Raw genomic sequence first — 19,607 nt, forward strand, 5'->3', positions numbered from 1 at the left:
TATTGTCGGACAATAAAAATCGTGGACGCCACGCCAGGGTCTGTGTCAGTTTTTCCCCGCCTTGAATAGGGCGAGTGATAGGACGATCTCGCTAACAGGTCGCCGTGGTCTATCGGAAATTTTCAGCGTTGAACAAGGATGTAAATGATGTCAAAAGCCAAAGAAAATGCCGGTTTTTCGGCAGCTCCGGGTAGCGATGCCTACCAACTGATCACTGCCTTCAGCCATGCCTATGACCGTGGTGGCGCGGAGCTGGTGAATGGCAAGCCGTCGTACACCGCGGACCAGGCCGCCGAGCAGATCCTGCGCAAGGGCCTGTCCTGGCACGACCAGAACGGCGACGGTAAGGTCGAGCTCAGCTACAGCTTCCTCACCAGCAAGCCGGCCAACTACAACCCGAACCTGGGCAGCTTCAGCGAGTTCAGCGCCTTGCAGAAAGCCCAGGCGTTCCTGGCCCTGCAATCCTGGTCGGACGTGGCCAATGTGCGCTTCAACGAAGCCGCGAGCGGCGGCGACGGGCACCTGAGTTTCGGCAACTACAGCGTCAGCACCGGTGGCGCGGCCTTCGCCTACCTGCCTTCGGGCGGCAGCTATGACGGCCAGTCCTGGTACCTGATCAACGATCAGTACCGGGTCAACGAAACCCCGGGCAACGGCAACTACGGTCGCCAGACCCTGACCCACGAAATCGGCCACAGCCTGGGCCTGTCCCATCCGGGCACCTACAACGCCGGCAACGGCAACCCGACCTACAACGATGCCACCTACGCCCAGGACACGCGCGGCTACAGCCTGATGAGCTACTGGAGCGAGAGCAACACCGGGCAGGACTTCAGCAAGGACGGTGGTGGCGCCTACGCCTCGGCGCCGCTGATGGACGATATCGTCGCGGTGCAGAAACTCTACGGCGCCAACCACGAGACCCGCGCCGACGACACCGTGTATGGCTTCAACTCCAACACCGGGCGCGACTTCTACAGCGCTAGCTCATCTGCCTCCAAGCTGGTGTTCTCGGTGTGGGACGGCGGCGGCAACGACACCCTGGACTTCTCCGGCTTCACCCAGAACCAGAAGATCAACCTCAACGAGGGCTCGTTCTCCGACGTCGGCGGCCTGGTGGGCAACGTGTCCGTGGCCCATGGCGTGACCCTGGAAAATGCCATCGGCGGTGCGGGCAACGACCTGCTGATCGGCAACGCCGCGGCCAACATCCTCGAAGGCGGTGCCGGCAACGACATCCTCTACGGTGGCGGCGGTCGCGACACGCTGTGGGGCGGGGCGGGAGCGGACACCTTCGTGTTCGGCGCGGCATCCGATTCGACCTTCGACGAGCCCGACTGGATCATGGATTTCACCAGCGGCCAGGACAAGATCGACCTCAGCGGCCTGGCGCCGTTCGCCTCGGGGCAGGCGACCCTGAACTTCGTCAGCGGCTTCACCGGCCATGCTGGCGACGCGATCCTGACCTACTACGCCGAAACCGACCAGACCAGCCTGCTGGTCGACCTCACCGGTCTGGGCGCGGTGGACTTCGCCGTGGGCACCGTTGGCCAGGCGGCGACCACCGATATCGTGGCCTGATCGACAGCAACGGAAGCGGCGCGCCATGGCGCGCCGTTTTTTTTGCCAGGTTCCCTTGGCTGACGCTGAGCGCCCCAAGGCCTGCAAGCATGCTTGGGGCGCTACCGTCAGCCGGGCTTTTCAGTTCTTGTCGATATCGACGTTGCGGGTCTCGCGCAGGCAGATCAGGCCGACGATCAGGCTGACCCCGGTGATCACCACCGGGTACCACAGGCCGTAGAAGATATCGCCGGTGTACACCACCAGGGCGAAGGACACGGTGGGCAGGAAGCCGCCGAACCAGCCGTTGCCGATGTGGTAGGGCAGGGACATGGAGGTGTAGCGGATGCGGGTCGGGAACAGCTCGACCATCAGCGCCGCCAGCGGGCCGTAGCACATGGCGGCGATCAGGATCAGCGCGACGATCAGCACCACCACCATGGTTTTGTTGACGTTCTGGGTATCGGCCTGTTGCGGGTAGCCGGCCAGGGTCACGGCGCCGCGCAGGGCCGCCTCGTCGAAACCGTCGATCTGCACGTCCCCGACGTTGACCTGCACCGGGCTGCCGGCGGGCGCGGCGACGCTTGCGTAGGGCAGACCCTGCTTGACCAGGAAGGTCTTGACCTTGTCGCACGGGCTGTCGAAACGCGCCTTGCCCACCGGGTCGAACTGGAAGGTGCAGGTGGCGGGGTCGGCCAGCACGCTGATCGGCGCCTGGCGGCTGGCCTGGTCGATGGCCGGGTTGGCGTAGTGGGCCAGGGACTTGAAGATCGGGAAGTACAGCGCGGTGGCCAGCAGCAGGCCGACCATCAGCACCGGCTTGCGGCCGATCTTGTCCGACAGCCAGCCGAAGAAGATGAAGAACGGCGCGCCGATCACCACGCTGATGATCAGCAGCATATTGGCCAGGGCCGGGTCCATCTTGAGGAACTGGGTGAGGAAGAACAGCACGTAGAACTGCGCGGCGTAGAAGGTCACCGCCTGCCCGGCGTTGATGCTGAACAGGGCGATCAGCACCACCTTGAGGTTTTCCCATTTGCCGAAGGACTCGCGGATCGGCGCCTTGCTGGCGCGGCCTTCTTCTTTCATCTTCAGGAAGGCCGGCGACTCATGCAGGCTCAGGCGAATCCAGGTGGAAATGCCCAGCAGCACGATCGACAGCAGGAACGGCAGGCGCCAGCCCCAGACTTCGAACTGATCGCCGGTGAAGTAGCGGCAGCCCAGCACCACCAGCAGCGACAGCAGCAGGCCGAGGGTCGCGGTGGACTGGATCCAGCTGGTATGGAAACCGCGCTTGCCCTGGGGGGCGTGCTCGGCGACGTAGGTCGCGGCGCCGCCGTATTCACCGCCCAGGGCCAGGCCCTGGAGCATGCGCAGGGCGACCAGGATGATCGGCGCGGCGATGCCGATGCTCGAGTAGGTCGGCAGCAGGCCCACGGCGAAGGTCGCCAGGCCCATGAGAATGATGGTGGCGAGGAAGGTGTACTTGCGCCCGATCATGTCCCCCAGGCGGCCGAACACTAGCGCGCCGAAGGGCCGCACCACGAAGCCGGCGGCGAATGCCATCAGGGCGAAGATAAAGGCGGTGGTGTCGTTGACCCCGGCGAAGAACTGCTTGCTGATGACCGCCGCGAGGGCGCCGTAGAGGAAAAAGTCATACCACTCGAACACCGTCCCCAGGGACGAGGCGAAGATGACTTTCTGGCTTTCCTGGCTGGTGGGCGCGGCGACCGCCGCGTCCATCGATTGAGCATGTTCCGACATATCGATATCCCTCACAGTGATTGTTTTTGTTGTTCCACTGTCGGCGCCACCTTCGACTTCGGTGCCGCGTCTTGTCGTACATCTTCTGTTTCTGTAGGAGCGAAGCTTGCTCGCGATGGCGGCCTGAAGAACGAGGCAATGTCCGAGGGCCTATCGCGAGCAAGCTTCGTTCCTACACGGGTCAGGCGGGGGTGACGCTTGGTTTTTCGGCGGCAGGGCTCCTGGTCGAGGTGGCGAGAATCAGCTCGGCGGCTTTCTCGGCGATCATCAGTGTCGGCGAACAGGTATTGCCGGAGGTGATGTACGGCATGATCGAGGCATCGGCGATGCGCAGGCCGGGGATGCCATGCACCCGCAGCTCGGCATCGACCACCGCCTCCGGGCCCTGGCCCATGCGGCAGGTGCCCACCGGATGGAAGATGGTGGTGCCGATGCGCGCGGCGGCTTGGTGCAGCTGTTCTTCGCTGCGCAACTCGGCCCCCGGCAGGTATTCGGTCGGCTTGTAGGCTTGCAGGGCTGGCGCGGCGACGATGCGCCGGGTCAGGCGAATGGCGTCGGCGGCGACCCGCAGGTCCTCCGGGTGGCTCAGGTAGTTGGGCTGGATCAGCGGCGCCGCCTGCGGGTCGGCGGAGCGGATTTGCACCCGGCCGCGGCTTTGCGGGCGCAGGTCGCAGACCGACGCGGTAAAGGCCGGGAAGGCGTGCAGCGGTTCGCCGAAGCGCTCCAGCGACAGCGGCTGCACGTGATATTCGAGGTTGGCCGAAGTCTGTTCCGGCCCGGAGCGGGCAAACGCCCCCAGCTGGCTCGGCGCCATGGACAGCGGGCCGCTGCGGTCGTACAGGTAGCGCAGGCCCATGCCCAGCTTGCCCCACAGACTGCCGGCGATCTGGTTCAGGGTGCGGGCGTTTTCCAGTTTGTAGATCAGCCGCAGTTGCAGGTGGTCCTGCAGGTTGCCGCCGACCCCCGGCAGTTCGTGGGCGACGCCTATGCCCAAGCGTTGCAGCAGGGCGGCGGGGCCGATTCCCGAACGCTGCAGGATGCTCGGCGAGCCGATGGAACCGGCGCTGAGGATGATTTCGCGACGCGCCTTGAAGGTCTGCGGTTGGCCCTGGTAACGGGCGCTGAGCGCCGCCGCGCGGCCGTTTTCCAGGAGCACCCGATCGACCTCGACCCCGGTCAGCACCGTGAGATTGGGCCGCTGGCGGATCGGTTTGAGGAAGGCCTTGGCGGCATTCCAGCGCACCCCGGCTTTCTGGTTGACCTGGAAGTAACCGCAGCCTTCGTTGTCGCCGCCGTTGAAGTCGTCGACGCTGGCGATGCCGCTCTGTTCGGCGGCGCTGCGGAAGGCATCGAGGATCGGCCACGACAGGCGCTGGCGTTCGACCCGCCATTCGCCGGCGGCGCCATGGAATTGCGAGTCGCCGGCAAAGTGGTTTTCGCTTTTGCGAAACAGCGGCAGCACGTCCTGCCAGTTCCAGCCGGGGTTGCCGTCGGCGGCCCAGCGCTGATAGTCGCCGGCCTGGCCGCGCATGTAGATCATGCCGTTGATCGACGAGCAGCCGCCCAGCACCTTGCCGCGCGGGTAGCTCAGGCTGCGGCCTTGCAGGCCGGGTTCGGCTTCGGTCTTGAAGCACCAGTCGGTGCGCGGGTTGCCGATGCAGAACAGGTAGCCGACGGGGATGTGGATCCAGGGATAGTTGTCGCGGCCACCGGCTTCCAGCAGCAGGACGCGGTGGGCCGGGTTGGCGGACAGCCGATTGGCCAGCAGGCACCCGGCGGGACCGGCGCCGACCACTATGTAGTCGTAGGGATCAAAGGCAGGCAGCATCCATGACCTCGTTTTATCGTTCTTGTTGCGGCTCATCCTAGTTGTTAGCTTTCGTTAAAAGAATGTTAGTTTTTGCTCAGCCGCTGTGCGTTTTTAAACAGCGGCTCCCCCTGGCATTTGCAAGGAAGAGTCATGTTCGACTGGAACGACCTGCGGTTTTTTCTCGAGCTGAAACGCAGCGGTCGCCTGCTGACCGCGGCCCAGCGGTTGAAGACCACCCACGCCACGGTGGCCCGGCATATCGAGGCGATCGAGAAAAGCCTGGGCACCGCGCTGTTCGTCCAGCATGCCCAGGGCTATGAACTGACGCCGGCCGGGGAGGCCTTGCTCAAGCACGCCGAAGCCATGGAGAACGTGGCCTTGCTGGCCCAGGAGGAAATCACCCAGTCCACGGCGCCCCTGGGCAAGATCCGCGTGGGCGTCACCGAGGGCCTGGGCATCATGTTTCTCGCCAGCCGCATGCGCGGCCTGTTCGAGCGTTATCCGGGGCTGGAGGTGGAGCTGGTGGCGGTGCCGCGTTTTGTCAGCATCCTCAACCGCGAGGCGGAAATCAGCATCCACCTGGAGCGGCCCAACGCCGACATGCTGGTGACCCGCAAGCTCACCGACTACCGCCTGGCCCTGTACGCCAGCCAGGATTACCTGGACCGTGCACCGCCCTTGCGCAGCCGCGAGGACCTGGGGCGGCATGCCTGGATCGGCTATGTCGACGACCTGCTGTTCAGCCAGGAGCTGATCTTCCTCACCAGCTTCTGCCGCAACCCACAGGTGGTGTTCCACAGCACCAGCGTGATCGCCCAGCAACAGGCCGCGCGCTCCGGCCTGGGCATCGCCGTGCTGCCGTGCTACATGGCCGCCGGCGATCCGCAGCTGGTGCCCTTGCTGCCCAGCGAGAGCATCCAGCGCGCCTACTGGATCAGCACCCGCCGCGAGCTGCACAAGTCCGTGCGCCTGCGGGTGGTGTGGGATTACGTGGTCGAGCTGTGCGCGGCCGAGCAGGGCTTGCTGCTCGCCGAACCGGCCTGATCGCAGCAAACACTGGTGTGCCTTTGTAGGAGCGAGCTTGCTCGCGATGGCCGCGAGAACGACGCGTTCATCCAGGCGATAGGCGTCATCGTTGACGTTTATCGCGAGCAAGCTGCGCTCCTACATGGACGGCGCCGAACTTGCAGGAGCCCAGCTTGCTGGCGGTGCAGGCGCCGCTGTGGCTCAGGCTTTCTTTGTGCCCTTGAGCTGGACCAGTTGCCGCGTTTGCTCGGCGCACGCCTTGGCCTGGCTGACCATGGCGTCGAACGGCGCGCTGACGATTTCGTCATGGCTCAGCCAGCGTTTTTTCTGGCTCAGGCGGTAGTGATAGCGGTACTCGCCCTTGACCCGTTCGCTGCTCAGGTCCATGTCGAACCAGGGCGAGCGCACGTTGCAGGCCTTGATGTCCTTGTCCAGCCGGGCACCGGAGAGGGTGAAGGTGTAGCGCAGGGTGTTGGCGTCGCCGATGTACAGGTCCGCCAACTGGCCGTTGCGGCGGTAGTTGACCAGGAAGTCCCAGTCGCCCTCCAGGGCCGGAGCCTTGTAGAAGTAGTTGCCGGAGATGTTTTCCAGGGGCTTGAGGTCGGTCAGGGAGGCCTTGATCCGGTAGGTCGCGGGTGCGACGAAGGCGGTCGGCTCGCGGCTGATCTGGCAGTCGCGCAGTTCCCGGGTGAAACGCTCGCACAGGCTCTGGTCGTTGCTGGCGATACCGTTCTGGTTGTCGGAGACCATCAGCCGCATCAGCTCCATATGGCTGAACTCGATACGCGCGTTGACCCGGGCCTGGCCGTTGCTGTCGAAGTGCTCCTGCTTGTCCAGCACGAGGCTGGTGTCCGGGGTTCCCAGGGGGATGTAGTCCTCGCGCACCTGGCCCTTGGCGTCGCTGACAAAGGCCCAGCGCTCCTGGATGTCGGGCATGCTGCGGCCCGGGTCGAACACCGGGTTGGTCGGGTCCAGCCACCACACTTTGCCATCGACTTCGGCCCGCACGATGGCGTGGTTCGGCGCATGGGTGCCGGGGATCAACAGCGGCGCGACGACGTTCTCGCGGCTGACCCAGGCCATCTCGGCCTTGATCCCGCTGGCCTTGAGCATGGCGGCCAGGAGCACTGCCAGATCCTTGCAGTCGCCATAGCCGCGCTGCTCGATCTGCTTCAGCTCGAAGGGCAGGTAACCGCGCTCGGTGGCGCGCCAGTCGCCCAGGTAGCGGTAGTTGTCGTTGATGTGCTGCATCAGCCCGGCCACTTTCTGCGCTGGCGGCAGGTCGCGCAGGCCGGCCACGGCCTTGGCGCTGGCTGGCGGCAGGGGCGCGGCGAGGATCTGCTGGTAGCGCTGGGCCAGGGTGCCGAAATAGTCCTGCACCTCGGTGCTGCTGCCCAGTTCGACCCGCGGCACCCGCTGGATAAAGCCGATCGAGGGTTCATTGATGTAGTTGAGGAAGACCGGCGCCTTCTGCTCGATGGTCAGCTTTTTGCGGTCGCTGCTGGCGGTAAAACGGTAGTCGTCCATCTGCTCGCTGCGCCAGACGATCGGGCGCGTGGCGCGGTAGGTGATCTTGAAGCTGTCCTGGCGCACCGGCTTGGGACCGAACTGCAGCACCGAGTGGAACTGCCCCAGCAGCGGTTTGGCCGCGTAGTGCTGCTGCACGGTGTAGCTGAGCCGGGTGCCGACCCGCAGGTTGGGGAAGGCCAGGGACGTCTGTTTCTCGCGCAGGAAACCCTGTTCCGGATTCGGTGCGGTGCGCGTATCGATCTGCGCCGGCGCCAGCGCCACGGGCTTGCCGCCCGGCTGGGTGAATTCGGCCTTGCGCAGTTCGAAGCCATCGGTTTCGGCATAGCTGAAGTCGATGCGCGAAAGCATGTCCCGGCCCGCCGGGGTGAGGATGGTGTAGTGCTGGGTGGTGGTGCAGTCGCTGCTGTGGTCGGCGTTGAACTGGCATTCCATTTCGGAGTCGGCGGCCAGGGCGGCTTCCGATTGCGGTTGATAGGCAGCAAAGGCTTGCCAGGAGAGCAGTCCGAGACCGGCGCAGATCAGGGGACGGTAAAGCGGAAAACGGTACATGAGCGCCTCGGGTGAATCATTGAAATCAGCCACGTCGCACCGGTCGAATCACCTGTGCCAGGGGCGTGGCTGGCGGGGGAGGCGCCAAATGATAATTTATCGCAATACGGATTTACAGCATTGTCTGACAATTGATCCCGCTGAAAGGCTTGAGATAGAGCGGTTTATTTAGAATTTTTCCAGGCTTGGGAGACGCGGGATAAAGCCAGCCACGGCGTTTTGAACGCGTCGTGGAGCACGGGGTTTCTCCCCGCAGGGTATGGCTTAAGGCCATATCTGCGGCCCGTTCGAGTTCTGGTGATTGCCGGGAAGATCCAGGTATTTTTGCTGTCTGTTTTTTGCCGGGCATTCTGAAATATTTCGTTACGAGATAGGCGCCTCCCTGTAGCCGCTGCCGAAGGCTGTGCAAGGTCCGCAGGACCTCTGGCGGCAATGAGAACGCTGCGCCCCTTCGGGTCGATCGCAGCCTGCGGCAGCGGCTACAGGGGGTATGTCTGTAAGGGAGGTGGCGGTGGCTATGGGGCGGGAGGTTGGATATCGAACGCCGTGCTGCCCAGGCGTTCGCCGTTGACCAGGATATGCAGCGCATGGCGCCCGGGATAGTGGCGGCGGGTGCTCAGTTCGCGGATGTGCTGGGCGCGGCCAAGTTGCTCCCGGGCCTTGGCCGGCAGGGTGAAGGCCTTGAGCTTGAACACCTTGGCGCGGGTGCCGCCCGAGGCCTTGACGTAGTCGATGGCGTAATCCACCACCAGGCGCTGGCTGGCGTCGGCGGTGGACTCCAGGGCAAAGGACAGGTTGATCCGTTCACCCAGGCGAATCACCGCCGGCTCGACCCGCAGGCCATGCAGCGTCACCTGCGGCGCATGCCCGGCGCCGACGATCGCCAGCGCCCGGCGATGGCCCTGCTTGATCAGGCTGCGCAGGGCATGGCGGGCGATCCAGGCGGTGTGCGGTTGGTCCAGCGGCCAGCCTTCGAGCAACCCCAGCAGCCAGTCGGGATGATCCTTGCTGATGTCGTTGAGGTGGTTGGCCACCGACTTGCGCACGTACAGGCTGGGGTCGGCCTTGAGGCATTCGAGGATCGGCGCCGCCAGGGTCGGGTCGGCCTGGATCCGTTCCAGGCGGAACGACCAGGGCAGGCGCGGGCGGCTGCCTTCGCTGGCCAGGCGGCGCACATGCTCGTTGTCGTCCCGGGCCCAGTCCTGCAGCACCGCCAGGGTGCGCGACAGGTCGCTGGCGAGGAACGGGCGGATGGCAAATTCCGAGGAGCCGAAGGCGGTGAAATACTTGAGCGCCGCCATCGATCGCTCGAAGGCGTGGTCGCCGTAACTGGCCACGTAGTGCGGCAGGAACATGCAGACGAAGCGGCTGTCCAGGCGCGGCGCGAGATCGTACAGCCGTGCGAGGTTGGCGTCGTAGTCCGCCGGCAGCACCGCGTGCAGGCTCTCGCTGACCCGCGCCAGGCGCTGCATCACCGACAACTCGGCGAGGCCCTTGTTCGCGTGGGCGAGAAAGCCGCGGCGGTCGAACGCCGGGTACACCGCGAGCATTTCTTCGGCGATGTGTTCCAGGCGTTCGGCGTTGAAGATTTCCTTGAGGGCAGGGGTGTTGCTGGTGGCGGTCATCGGCGTATCCATTCGGGACGGGACGGGACGGGGCGCCGGGCACTGTAGCGCAGCGGGCTGACAGATTGTGTCAGGAGGGCCCCGGCAAGCCCCGCTTCTGTAGGAGCGAGGCTTGCCCGCGAAAGGCCGCAGCGCGTGGCCCTATGTTCAGCGCGGCGCCGGCAACACGCCTTCGGCCTGCTCGTCCTCGGCGTCCGCCTCGAACAGCCGCGCCAGCTCGGCCCGGGCTTCCTGGGCCGACTGCAGGATCTTCGCGTGGTCGTCGTAGATCGCGTGCTGGGCTTCGAGCACCTGTTCGTCGTGGGCGGTGAAGCGCTTGATCCGCGAGTCGGCCTGGGCGTGGGTCAGGCCCAGGCCGATCAGCGCCTTGCGGCTCATTTCCAGGCTGGAATAGTAGGTTTCCCGCACCGCCTCGGCCCCCAGGTCCACCAGCTTGTGCACGTGCTGGCGGTTACGGGCGCGGGCGATGATCTTGATGTGCGGGTAGAGCTTGCGCACCACCGCCGCGGTGTTGATGTTGGTCTGCGGGTCGTCGGTGGCGATTACGAAGTACTCCGCCTCGCCGACCTTGGCCGCCTTGAGGATTTCTGCGCGCATCGGGTCGCCGTAGAACACCGGCATGCCACCGAAGCTGCGGGTCAGCTCGATGGTGTCGACCGAGGTGTCGAGGGCCACGAAGGGGATGTTCTGCGCCCGCAGGATCCGCGCGACGATCTGGCCCATCCGGCCCATGCCGGCGATCACCACCCGTGGCGCGTCGGTTTCGATCTCGCGGTATTCGGCGGGCATTTCCAGCGGCTTGGCCTTGGGCTGCAAGAAGCGCGCGCAGGCCAGGAGCAGCAACGGGGTCACGGCCATGGACAGGGTGATGGTCAGCACCAGCAGGTCATACAGGCGCGCCTCGAACAGGCCCTGGTCGCGGCCGATCTTGAACACCACGAAAGCGAATTCGCCGCCGGCCGCCAGCACCACGCCCAGGCGCACCGCGCTCAAGCGCCCCAGACCGCCGGCCAGGCGCCCGACCACGAACAGCAGCGGCAGCTTGATAGCGATCAGCAGCAGGGTCAGGCCCAGCACCGCGATCGGCGCGCTGAACAGCAGGCCGATATTGGCGCCCATGCCGACGCTGATGAAAAACAGCCCCAGCAGCAGGCCCTTGAAGGGTTCGATCTGCGCTTCCAGTTCGTGGCGATATTCCGAGTCCGCCAGCAGCAGGCCGGCGAGGAAGGCGCCGAGGGCCATGGACACGCCAACCATGTCCATCAGCCAGGCGGTGCCGATCACCACCAGCAAGGCAGTGGCGGTGGACACTTCCGGCAGGCCGGTGCGCGCCACCACCCGGAACACCGGGCGCAACAGGTAGCGGCCGCCGATCACCACCACGGCGATGCTGCCCAGCACTTGCAGGCCATGACGCAGGTCTTCGGCGCTGCTGGTGTTGTGGTCGGCCCCGGCCAGCACCGGGACCATGGCGATCAACGGAATCGCCGCGATGTCCTGGAACAGCAGGATGGCGAACGCCAGGCGCCCGTGGGGGCTGGTCAGCTCCTTGCGTTCGGCCAGGCTTTGCAGGCCGAAGGCGGTGGACGACAACGCCAGGCCCAGGCCCAGCACGATCGCGCTGTTGAGCGGCTGGCCAAACAGGAACAGGGCCACGCAGCCGATCACCACCCCGGTCAGCAGCACCTGGGCCAGGCCGACGCCGAACACCGCTTTGCGCATCACCCACAAGCGCCGTGGCGACAGCTCCAGGCCGATGATGAACAGCAGCAACACCACGCCCAGCTCCGAGACATGGCTGATGCTCTGCGGGTTGCCCACCAGCCCCAGTACCGCCGGGCCGATGATCACCCCGGCCAGCAGATAACCGAGCACGGCCCCCAGTTGCAGGCGCTTGGCCAGGGGGACGGTCAGCACCGCCGCGAACAGGAACACGACAGCGGCTTGCAACAGGTTGCCTTCATGGGGCATGGGCTTACTCCTGGGAAAACGGGTATTGATTGACGCGTAAAAAACGATGGTTGCGCCTCAGGCAACGGCGGCAGCCATCGGTTCCCCGGGGGGAGAATAAAGCCTGCCCGGGCTGGCGTCAGCCGCCGGGCAGGGATAGCTGGCCGGCGCTCAGAGCGTGGCGGTCTGGGGGGATGTTACAGACGTCTGGGCAGATGCCGGCGGTGGGGCAGCGGGGGACAGCAGCGGCGGCATCGGGCAATCCAGCACATCGGCCACGGCGCGCATCAGCTCGGCTTCGGCCACGGTGACCTGGCCGTCGTAGCAGACACAGCGGGCCATGGCCTGCAGCAGCGTCGGCCGTTCCTCGGGCATCAACTGGCGCAGGCGCACCAGGGCGGCATCCAGGTGTTCGAGGTCGACCTCCGCCGGTTGTGGCTGGGCGAAGGGCAGGCCGCTCCAGGCATGGGCCAGGGCCAGTTGGGCCTGCTGCGCGGTCTTTTGCCCGGCACTGGCCAGGGCGCCGAGCAGGACCGCCAGTTCTTCGCTGCGCTGGAACAGCCCCCATTTGTACTCGGGCGCCGGCAGGCCTTCGACATTGCGTTGCACGATGCGCAGCAGCGTCCACTCCAGCAGCTCGACCTGATCGTCGGCGTCGATCAGTTGTCGCAGGTTGTCCATGAACAGCTTGCAGGCTTGCTTGTCCAGCTGCTGCAGGGCCGGTATCGACAGGTCCAGCAGCGGCAGGCGCAGGTTCGGGTCGAGGGCCGCCAGTTGTTTTTGCAGGGCTTGCAGGCAACCGAAGACCTCGGCGGGGCTGTTGGTGTCCAGCTGCGCGAGTTGGCGGCTGCGCATCGAGTCGTTGGCGGACAGCAGCAGGCCATAGACCAGCGCCTGGGCACCGGTGGTGCTGTGGGCGCTGCGCTGGAGCGCCGGGTCGAGGCTGACCAGCGTTGCCTGTGCCGCCAGCAGATGTTGCGCGTTCGGGCTGCCGATGCTGGCAATCGACTGCTTGATCGCATTCAGGTCGAACACCAGGGCGCTGGTCGCTTGCGACTGGCGGCTGAACACCCCGGAGCTGTCCAGGCCGGAGCGGGCGGGTTCGGCCGGCAGTTCGATGGCTTCGACGGTGGGCAAGCGGCCGTCCCAGCCGGGTTCCAGGCGCCGGATCCGCGCCGAGAGGGGCGGATGGGTCGCGGACTGGCCGTAGACGGAGAGGGTGGCCCCTTCACTGAAATACAGGTGGCTGTATTCAGCGCTGAAGGCGCTGTCGAGTTTCGAGCTGGCGGCGTAACCGCCGATTTTTTTCAGCGCGCCGACCAGGCCGGCCGGGTTGCGGGTGAACTGCACCGCCGAGGCATCGGCGAGGAACTCGCGCTCGCGGCTGATGGCGCCCTTGATCAGATTGCCGAAAAAAGTCCCGACCGAGCCCAGCAGGATCAGCGCCAGGCCACTCCACATCGCCAGCCCGCCGACCCGGTTTTGCGCCAGCCGGCCAGCCTGGTTGACCCCTTCGGCCATCGCCTCGCCGGTCAGGCCGATGACCAGGATGCCGTGGACAATCGCCACCAGCCGGGTGTTGAGGCGCATGTCGCCGTTGTAGATGTGGCTGAACTCATGGGCGATCACCGCCTGCAGTTCCTCGCGGTTGAGCACCATGATGGCGCCGCGGGTGACCCCGATCACCGCCTCTTGTGGCGTGAAGCCGGCGGCGAACGCATTGATCCCGGCATCGGGCAGCACGTACACCTGTGGCACCGGCGTGCCCGAGGCCAGGGCCATTTCCTCGACCACATTGAGCAGCCGTTGTTCTTCCAGGCCGTCCGGGTGCAGGTTGATCAGCCGGCCACCCAGGCGCTTGGCGACCACCTTGCCGCCGGCCTTGAGTTCGGCGTGCTTGCCCATGCTGCTGCCGATCACCACCAGGAACACCACCGCGGCGATCATCGCGCTCAGGTGCCAGTCGAAGCTCGGCGACTGCTTCATCTCCTTGAGAAATTGCAGCCAGAGCAGGTTCAGCGCCAGGCTGGTGACGGCCACCAGACACAGCACGGCCAGGATCATCAGCAGCACCAGGGTGCCGGTACGCCGTTTGGCCCGGGCCTGGTGTTCAAAAAAATTCATCGGACCATCCAGGGTGACAGAAGGTTAGAACGCGACCTTGGGGGCTTCCTGGATCAGGGCGCTGTCGGCGAATTGCAGCAGGCTGGCATCGGCGCCATGGCCGAACAGGCCGGCCAGGATCACCGGCGGGAAACTCTGTTTGTAGCTGTTGTAATCCATCACCGTGTCGTTGAAGGCCTGGCGGGCAAAGGACACTTTGTTTTCGGTGCTGGTCAGCTCTTCGCTCAGCTGTTGCATGTTCTGCGACGCCTTGAGGTCCGGGTAGGCCTCCATGCTCAGGTTCAGCCGGCCCATGGCGCTGGACAGTACGCCTTCGGCCTGGCCCAGTTGCGCCATGTGCTGCGGGTTGCCGGGCTCGGCCGCGACGGCCTTGAGACCCGCCAGCGCGGCATTGCGCGCCGCGGTCACGGCTTCGAGGGTGTCGCGCTCGTGCTTGAGGTAGGCCTTGGCGGTTTCCACCAGGTTGGGGATCAGGTCGTAACGGCGCTTGAGCTGGACTTCGATCTGCGCGAAGGCGTTCTTGAAGCGGTTCCGGCGGGCCACCAGGCCGTTGTAGACGGTGATGACGTAGATCACCAGCAGGGCCAGAACGAGCAGAATCACAATAGTTGAAACAGCCATACGGATGTCCTTATCGGCGTGCGGATTTCAGGGGGGCGCCATGGTAACCGAATTCATGGCGGGCGCAGCCATGGGGAACTGTCGGCCTGCGCTCTTCGGCAGCGCCTCGCACGCGCAGGCGCAATCGGCGCCAGCGCGTTGTGAATGATTGCCGGCTGCTGTGGTCGGACCTTGCATGGCGTGTCGTCGATCCCGGAGTCTGCGGCAGGCGCGCCACCCAACCCTGGGCCCGCCAGCCACGCCGCGGGCGTCACCTTGTGAAGGATCATCCCGACCATGCTCGAACCCACCTGGACGGCACTCAAACACCATAAGCGGGTGCATCAGATTGTCGCCGTGCTGGCGGCCTTCGGTGCCCAGGACGTTTTGCTGCGCCTGGGCCTGGGGCGCCTGCTGGGCGAGTCGCCAGCCGCTGGTGAAGCGCTGCCGCAGGACTCGACGCCGCAGCGGGTGCGCCTGGCCCTGGAAAAGCTCGGGCCGACCTTTATCAAGCTCGGGCAGATCCTCGCCAGCCGCAGCGACATCCTGCCGCCGCACTGGATCAGCGAGCTGGAGGCGTTGCACAGCGGCGCCGCGACCTTGCCCTGGAGCGAGCTGGAAGATCAGGTGCGCGACGACCTGGGCTGCGAGCTGGACCAGGTGTTCGCCGAGTTCGACAGCGAGCCCCTGGCCGCGGCCTCCATCGCCCAGGTTTATCGCGCGCGCCTGCTCAGTGGCGAGACGGTGGTGGTCAAGGTCCAGCGCCCCGGCCTGCGGCGCAAGATGAGCGCCGACCTGCAATTGCTGGAAGGCGTGGCGATGCTGGTGGAAGAGAACGCCACCCTGGCCCATTACCAGCCACGGCAGATGGTCCGGCAACTGGCCCGGGCGATGCTCGAAGAACTGGACTTCACCCAGGAGGGGCAGCACTGCGACGCAGTGGCGGCGAATTTCGCCGAGCATCCGCAGATCGCCATTGCGCGTATCCACTGGCTGCACAGCAGCGAGCGCCTGCTGGTCCAGGAATTTCTGCCCAGTCACACGCCGCTGGAACGCCAGGCCCTGATCGAGCAGGGCCTGGACCCGAGCCTGCTGGCGCAGCGCGGGGCCCAGGCGTTCATCAAGATGCTGCTGGAGGACGGCCTGTTCCACGGCGACCCGCACCCCGGCAACCTGCGGGCCATGGACGACAATCGGGTCGGCTTCATCGACTTCGGCATGGTCGGGCGCCTCGACGAACGCCGGCGCCTGGAGGTCATGAGCTTCATGCGGGCCATGACCGAAGGCAGTACCGAAGCGCTGGTGGCGGTGCTGATCGACTGGAGCGGCGAGCAGGTGCGCGACCTGTCCGCCATCGAACAGGCCGCCCGGGAGTTCATGGGCCGACACGGCGGCAAGGCGCTGAACATGAGTGCGATGATCGAGGACTTCCTCGGCCTGATGCGCGAATACCAGCTGTTGTTGCCGGCTGACTTGCTGGTGCTGTTCAAGGCGCTGATCACTGCCGATGGCGTACTCACCCGGCTCGACCCGCAACTGGACCTGATAGCCACCGCGCGCCCGGCCATCAGCAAGATGCTCAAGCAACAGTTCAGCTGGAAACTCGCCCGCCGCCTGGGCCTCGACGGCCTGGAGCTGGGCCGTGGCGTCGCCGTGGAACTGCCGCAACTGACCCGCCTGCTGATCAACCGCCTGAAACATGGCGTGGTCGACCTGCGCCTCGACATGCCGGGCATCGAGCGCCTGGAAAAATCCCTGCGCCTGGCCTCCACCCGCTTGTCCCTGGCCCTGCTGATCAGCGCGCTGCTGATCGCCTTCGGCCCGCAGATCGCCGCGGCCGGCCCGGCCTGGCAGGGGTTGTCGGTGGTGGGCTGGCTGGCGGTAGTGGCGACTGTGGGTGGGGTGGTGGCGTTTGTCTGGAGTTTGTTCAAGCGGTCTTGAGGGGGGAGTGGGGGATCAGGGCTTTGCCAGATCCCATTGGCACTCTTTCAACCGATCGACATTGGTGCCGCTGTCTTTCATTTGGGCGTGGCCCTTGTTCACATGTTGCGTATTGTCTCGTTTTCATCAAGCACGAACTCTAGTCCAATACCAACCTCTTTCAGCACCTCAGTAGCACGATCAATGAAGAGCTCACCTTGCTCTGGTAGTTCATGCAGTCCATTGATGCGAATGATGGGGGACTTACCAAGTGCACCCGGAATCTCAGTGTAGATTTCCCCGCTCTCAATGAAAGCAACATATGTGTTGATCTTGTCTTGTAGTAGTTGCAGATGTTCGCCTTGTTGGACTTTGTCGCCCCATTCAAGGTGGTCAGAGATAATCAGCACAATGTTATTGGGCTCCCAGGTGGGGATGACCCAGATATCGATTACCTGCGGATTCGTAATAGACATGTCTGTTCCCTCAGGGCTTTGGTCGAATAATTTCGACTTTGGTTGGTGGGATTTCAGTACCACCGGGGAACCCCGGCTTCCCTTTGCCTACAACTATTGCACCACTTTCTTCGATTTCAGGGAAAGCAACTTTCTGATTCTTGGTCAGTGGTGCTGTGTCTGATGATTTGCACTCGATACAGGAAAGTTTGCCATCAGCATCACGTCCCAGCATGTCGAGCCTTGTACGGGCTCCGCTTTTGGTCTTGATCGTCACTTCTCGGCCAAGCTCGGGTTGGGGCTGGCTGAGCTCATCATATTTGGCATCTTCAAAACCACTGATTTGCTGGAGAGGGATTTTCCCTGTTGCATCCGCTTCGCGTCCGCCCAGCAAAACGAGCTGCCCGTATTCGCTGATGGCATTGGTGGGGATGACACGAGTTGCGTAGTTGATAACCCCATCAGGGAGCTTTCAGGGCTTGGTAAAAGTGCACCCAGCTGTCTGGGGCTTGGCTTCTGCCTTCGGTGGCAGGTCCGGGTATTGCGCCCAGCGTTGGGCGCCCAGATCGACGGGCTCTATACCCTTGTTGCGATAGCCCTTCGGGGTGTTCGGTACGTAGCCACTCATCCGTGTTCGCGTCCACATTGTCCATAAAGAAGCCCCCGTCAGAGGGGGAGCGAAGAGCATTTGCAGTTGGCTTAGGGACGCTATTGGATTTGGCTATGGAGGGTCTGTAGGGACAATCTGAAAGATGGTGGCTGGGCCAGGAGGCATCGATAATGTGCTCTGCCTCAGCCCCCTCCAGGAGCATGCCTTACAGGTCGCGAGGGCGAAAATTTGCTATTTTCCGCACCTTCGGTGGCCACTGCCGGCTGCCGTCAATAGAGAGTGAGTGGATGAGCGATTCGTTGCAGGTGATCGATATCGAAGTGGGCGAGGGCAAGGCGGTGGTCAAGGGCGCTTTGATCACCACCCAGTACCGCGGTTTCCTGGAAGACGGCACGCCCTTCGATTCGTCCTGGGAGCGCGGCAAGCCGTTCCAGTGCGTGATTGGCACCGGACGGGTAATTAAAGGCTGGGACCAGGGCCTGATGGGCATGCAGGTCGGCGGCAAGCGCAAGCTCTTGGTGCCGGCGCACCTGGGTTATGGCGAGCGGTCGATGGGCAAGATCCCGCCGAACTCCAATCTGGTGTTCGAGATCGAGTTGCTGGAAGTCCTGACCCGCGACGATTGATTTCGCCCATCGCCCAGGTCAGGAGATCTGCCTGATCTGGGCGCGACCTTCCTCGGTAAATCCCTCTTTGAAATCGTGTCTCCGTGCTTCGCCTGGCGGGGCTGGGCCGTGGGTGATCGACATGCAGTGGCGGACGACCGGTGTCATCAAGCCCTTACGTGGGCCCGTGGCATCGGCCAGGATAAGCGTCATATAGGTATAGGGGGTATGGGTATGTCGCACACGCACGCACAGAAAGACGATCTGCTCAAACGGGTCCGGCGCATCCAGGGCCAGATGCAGGCCGTGGAGCGGGCCCTGGAGTCCGGCGCGGAGTGCGCCAAGACCCTGCACCTGGTGGCGGCCACCCGGGGCGCGATCAACGGCCTGATGGGGGAAATCATCGAGGCCCATGCCCTGGAGCATGTGGCCCATCCTGAACTCAGCGATGCCGAACGGGCCAAGGGCGTGAACGAACTACTCGAAGCCATTCGCCGTTATTCCTGACTGGAGGCCACACCATGCGCCCGACCTTGCCCGCGGCAGCCTTGACCCACGACCACCACTTCCTCGGTGCCGCCCACGATGAAAACGCCCGGCGCACGCTGTGGGTGGTGGCGCTGACCTTCGTCATGATGATTGGCGAAATCGCCGCCGGTTATCTCACCGGTTCCATGGCCTTGCTCGCCGATGGTTTCCATATGGCAACCCACGCCGGGGCCCTGGGCATCGCGGCGGCGGCCTACGGTTTCGCCCGGCGCAATGCCGACAATGCACGCTTCAGTTTCGGCACCGGCAAGGTCGGCGACCTGGCGGGGTTCGCCTCGGCGCTGATCCTCGGCCTGGTGGCCATCGGCATTGCCGGTGAGTCGTTGCTGCGGCTGTTGCAGCCGACCCAGGTGGCCTTCACCGAGGCGACCGTGATCGCCGTGGCCGGGCTGCTGGTGAACATCGTCAGTGCCTTGCTGCTTTCCGGCGGTCACGCCCATCACGGCCACGGCCACGTTCATCAGCAGGCTCATGAGCATCCGCACGAGCATTCACACGGGCATGGCCATCACCACGACAACAACCTGCGCTCGGCCTATGTCCATGTGCTGGCCGATGCCCTGACCTCGGTCCTGGCCATCGCCGCGTTGCTGGCGGGGCGTTACCTGGGATGGGTCTGGCTCGACCCGGTGATGGGCATCGTTGGCGCGGTGGTGATCGCCCGTTGGGCGTATAGCCTGATGAAGTCCAGCGCGGCGGTGCTGCTCGACACCACGGACGAACAACTGGCCGGCGAGATTCGCCAGTCGGTGGAAGCCGCCGGCGATGCGCGTATCACCGACCTGCATGTGTGGCAGGTCGGCCCGCAGGCGCGGGCGGCGATTGTTAGTGTGGTGGCGGCCGCTGGCGTCAGTGCCGAGACCATCCGCCAGCGCCTGGCGCCGGTCCACGAACTGTCGCACCTCACCCTCGAATATCGCAGCCTGTAAC

General features: G+C 64.7%; 14 protein-coding genes and 1 pseudogene. 6 read left to right on the forward strand and 9 right to left on the reverse strand.

Features of this window, described 5'->3' with window-relative positions:
* The first annotated feature begins 147 nt into the window (after window positions 1–147).
* A complete protein-coding gene (locus AC07PQ_RS06430; protein ID WP_007925022.1) occupies window positions 148–1,581 on the forward strand; it encodes a serralysin family metalloprotease in 1,434 nt (477 codons plus the stop codon).
* Window positions 1,582–1,701: 120 nt separating this feature from the next.
* On the opposite strand, the gene AC07PQ_RS06435 is transcribed toward AC07PQ_RS06430, so the two are convergent.
* Window positions 1,702–3,324, reverse strand: coding sequence for an MFS transporter (locus tag AC07PQ_RS06435; RefSeq protein WP_493185091.1), 1,623 nt, complete (start codon window positions 3,322–3,324; stop codon window positions 1,702–1,704).
* Window positions 3,325–3,505: 181 nt separating this feature from the next.
* Window positions 3,506–5,152 (reverse strand): GMC family oxidoreductase, encoded by a 1,647-nt coding sequence (locus AC07PQ_RS06440; RefSeq protein WP_493185090.1) that lies wholly within the window; start codon window positions 5,150–5,152, stop codon window positions 3,506–3,508.
* Window positions 5,153–5,284: 132 nt separating this feature from the next.
* On the opposite strand from AC07PQ_RS06440, the gene AC07PQ_RS06445 reads away from it, so the two are divergent.
* Window positions 5,285–6,178 carry a LysR family transcriptional regulator gene (locus tag AC07PQ_RS06445; RefSeq protein ID WP_493185089.1) on the forward strand — a complete coding sequence of 298 codons (894 nt, stop codon included), beginning with the start codon at window positions 5,285–5,287 and terminating at the stop codon, window positions 6,176–6,178.
* Between the two features lie 183 nt (window positions 6,179–6,361).
* Here the strand turns inward: AC07PQ_RS06445 and AC07PQ_RS06450 are convergent, their stop codons facing one another.
* From AC07PQ_RS06450 to AC07PQ_RS06470, 5 genes are all read right to left on the reverse strand, one after another.
* The gene (locus AC07PQ_RS06450; protein ID WP_493185088.1) at window positions 6,362–8,239 is read right to left on the reverse strand and encodes a DUF3857 domain-containing transglutaminase family protein; all 1,878 of its coding nucleotides are present in this window, start codon (window positions 8,237–8,239) and stop codon (window positions 6,362–6,364) included.
* A 515-nt stretch (window positions 8,240–8,754) separates the two neighbouring features.
* A complete protein-coding gene (locus tag AC07PQ_RS06455; protein WP_493185087.1) occupies window positions 8,755–9,864 on the reverse strand; it encodes a DNA alkylation repair protein in 1,110 nt (369 codons plus the stop codon).
* A gap of 147 nt (window positions 9,865–10,011) precedes the next feature.
* Window positions 10,012–11,835: a monovalent cation:proton antiporter-2 (CPA2) family protein gene (locus AC07PQ_RS06460; RefSeq protein ID WP_493185086.1), complete on the reverse strand. Its 1,824-nt coding sequence runs from the start codon at window positions 11,833–11,835 to the stop codon at window positions 10,012–10,014.
* A 150-nt stretch (window positions 11,836–11,985) separates the two neighbouring features.
* On the reverse strand, window positions 11,986–13,938 hold the full coding sequence (locus AC07PQ_RS06465) for a M48 family metallopeptidase (protein WP_493185085.1): 1,953 nt from the start codon (window positions 13,936–13,938) through the stop codon (window positions 11,986–11,988).
* 24 nt (window positions 13,939–13,962) lie between these two features.
* Entirely contained in the window at window positions 13,963–14,559 is a 597-nt protein-coding gene (locus tag AC07PQ_RS06470; RefSeq protein ID WP_007925037.1) for a LemA family protein, read from the reverse strand.
* Between the two features lie 276 nt (window positions 14,560–14,835).
* On the opposite strand from AC07PQ_RS06470, the gene AC07PQ_RS06475 reads away from it, so the two are divergent.
* Window positions 14,836–16,479 (forward strand): ABC1 kinase family protein, encoded by a 1,644-nt coding sequence (locus AC07PQ_RS06475; protein WP_493185084.1) that lies wholly within the window; start codon window positions 14,836–14,838, stop codon window positions 16,477–16,479.
* A gap of 98 nt (window positions 16,480–16,577) precedes the next feature.
* Here AC07PQ_RS06475 and AC07PQ_RS06480 read toward each other — a convergent pair whose 3' ends face one another.
* The gene (locus AC07PQ_RS06480; protein ID WP_277588454.1) at window positions 16,578–16,934 is read right to left on the reverse strand and encodes a DUF6572 domain-containing protein; all 357 of its coding nucleotides are present in this window, start codon (window positions 16,932–16,934) and stop codon (window positions 16,578–16,580) included.
* 313 nt (window positions 16,935–17,247) lie between these two features.
* Window positions 17,248–17,541, reverse strand: a pseudogene (locus tag AC07PQ_RS06485) (S-type pyocin domain-containing protein); the annotation flags it as partial.
* Window positions 17,542–17,810: 269 nt separating this feature from the next.
* On the opposite strand from AC07PQ_RS06485, the gene AC07PQ_RS06490 reads away from it, so the two are divergent.
* From AC07PQ_RS06490 to dmeF, 3 genes are all read left to right on the forward strand, one after another.
* Entirely contained in the window at window positions 17,811–18,149 is a 339-nt protein-coding gene (locus tag AC07PQ_RS06490; protein ID WP_037034481.1) for an FKBP-type peptidyl-prolyl cis-trans isomerase, read from the forward strand.
* Between the two features lie 213 nt (window positions 18,150–18,362).
* Window positions 18,363–18,635: a metal/formaldehyde-sensitive transcriptional repressor gene (locus AC07PQ_RS06495; RefSeq protein ID WP_053260665.1), complete on the forward strand. Its 273-nt coding sequence runs from the start codon at window positions 18,363–18,365 to the stop codon at window positions 18,633–18,635.
* A 14-nt stretch (window positions 18,636–18,649) separates the two neighbouring features.
* Entirely contained in the window at window positions 18,650–19,606 is a 957-nt protein-coding gene (gene dmeF / locus AC07PQ_RS06500; protein WP_493185083.1) for a CDF family Co(II)/Ni(II) efflux transporter DmeF, read from the forward strand.
* The last annotated feature ends 1 nt before the right edge of the window (window position 19,607 follow it).

The organism is Pseudomonas sp. GW821-FHT09E12, from assembly GCF_059416085.1.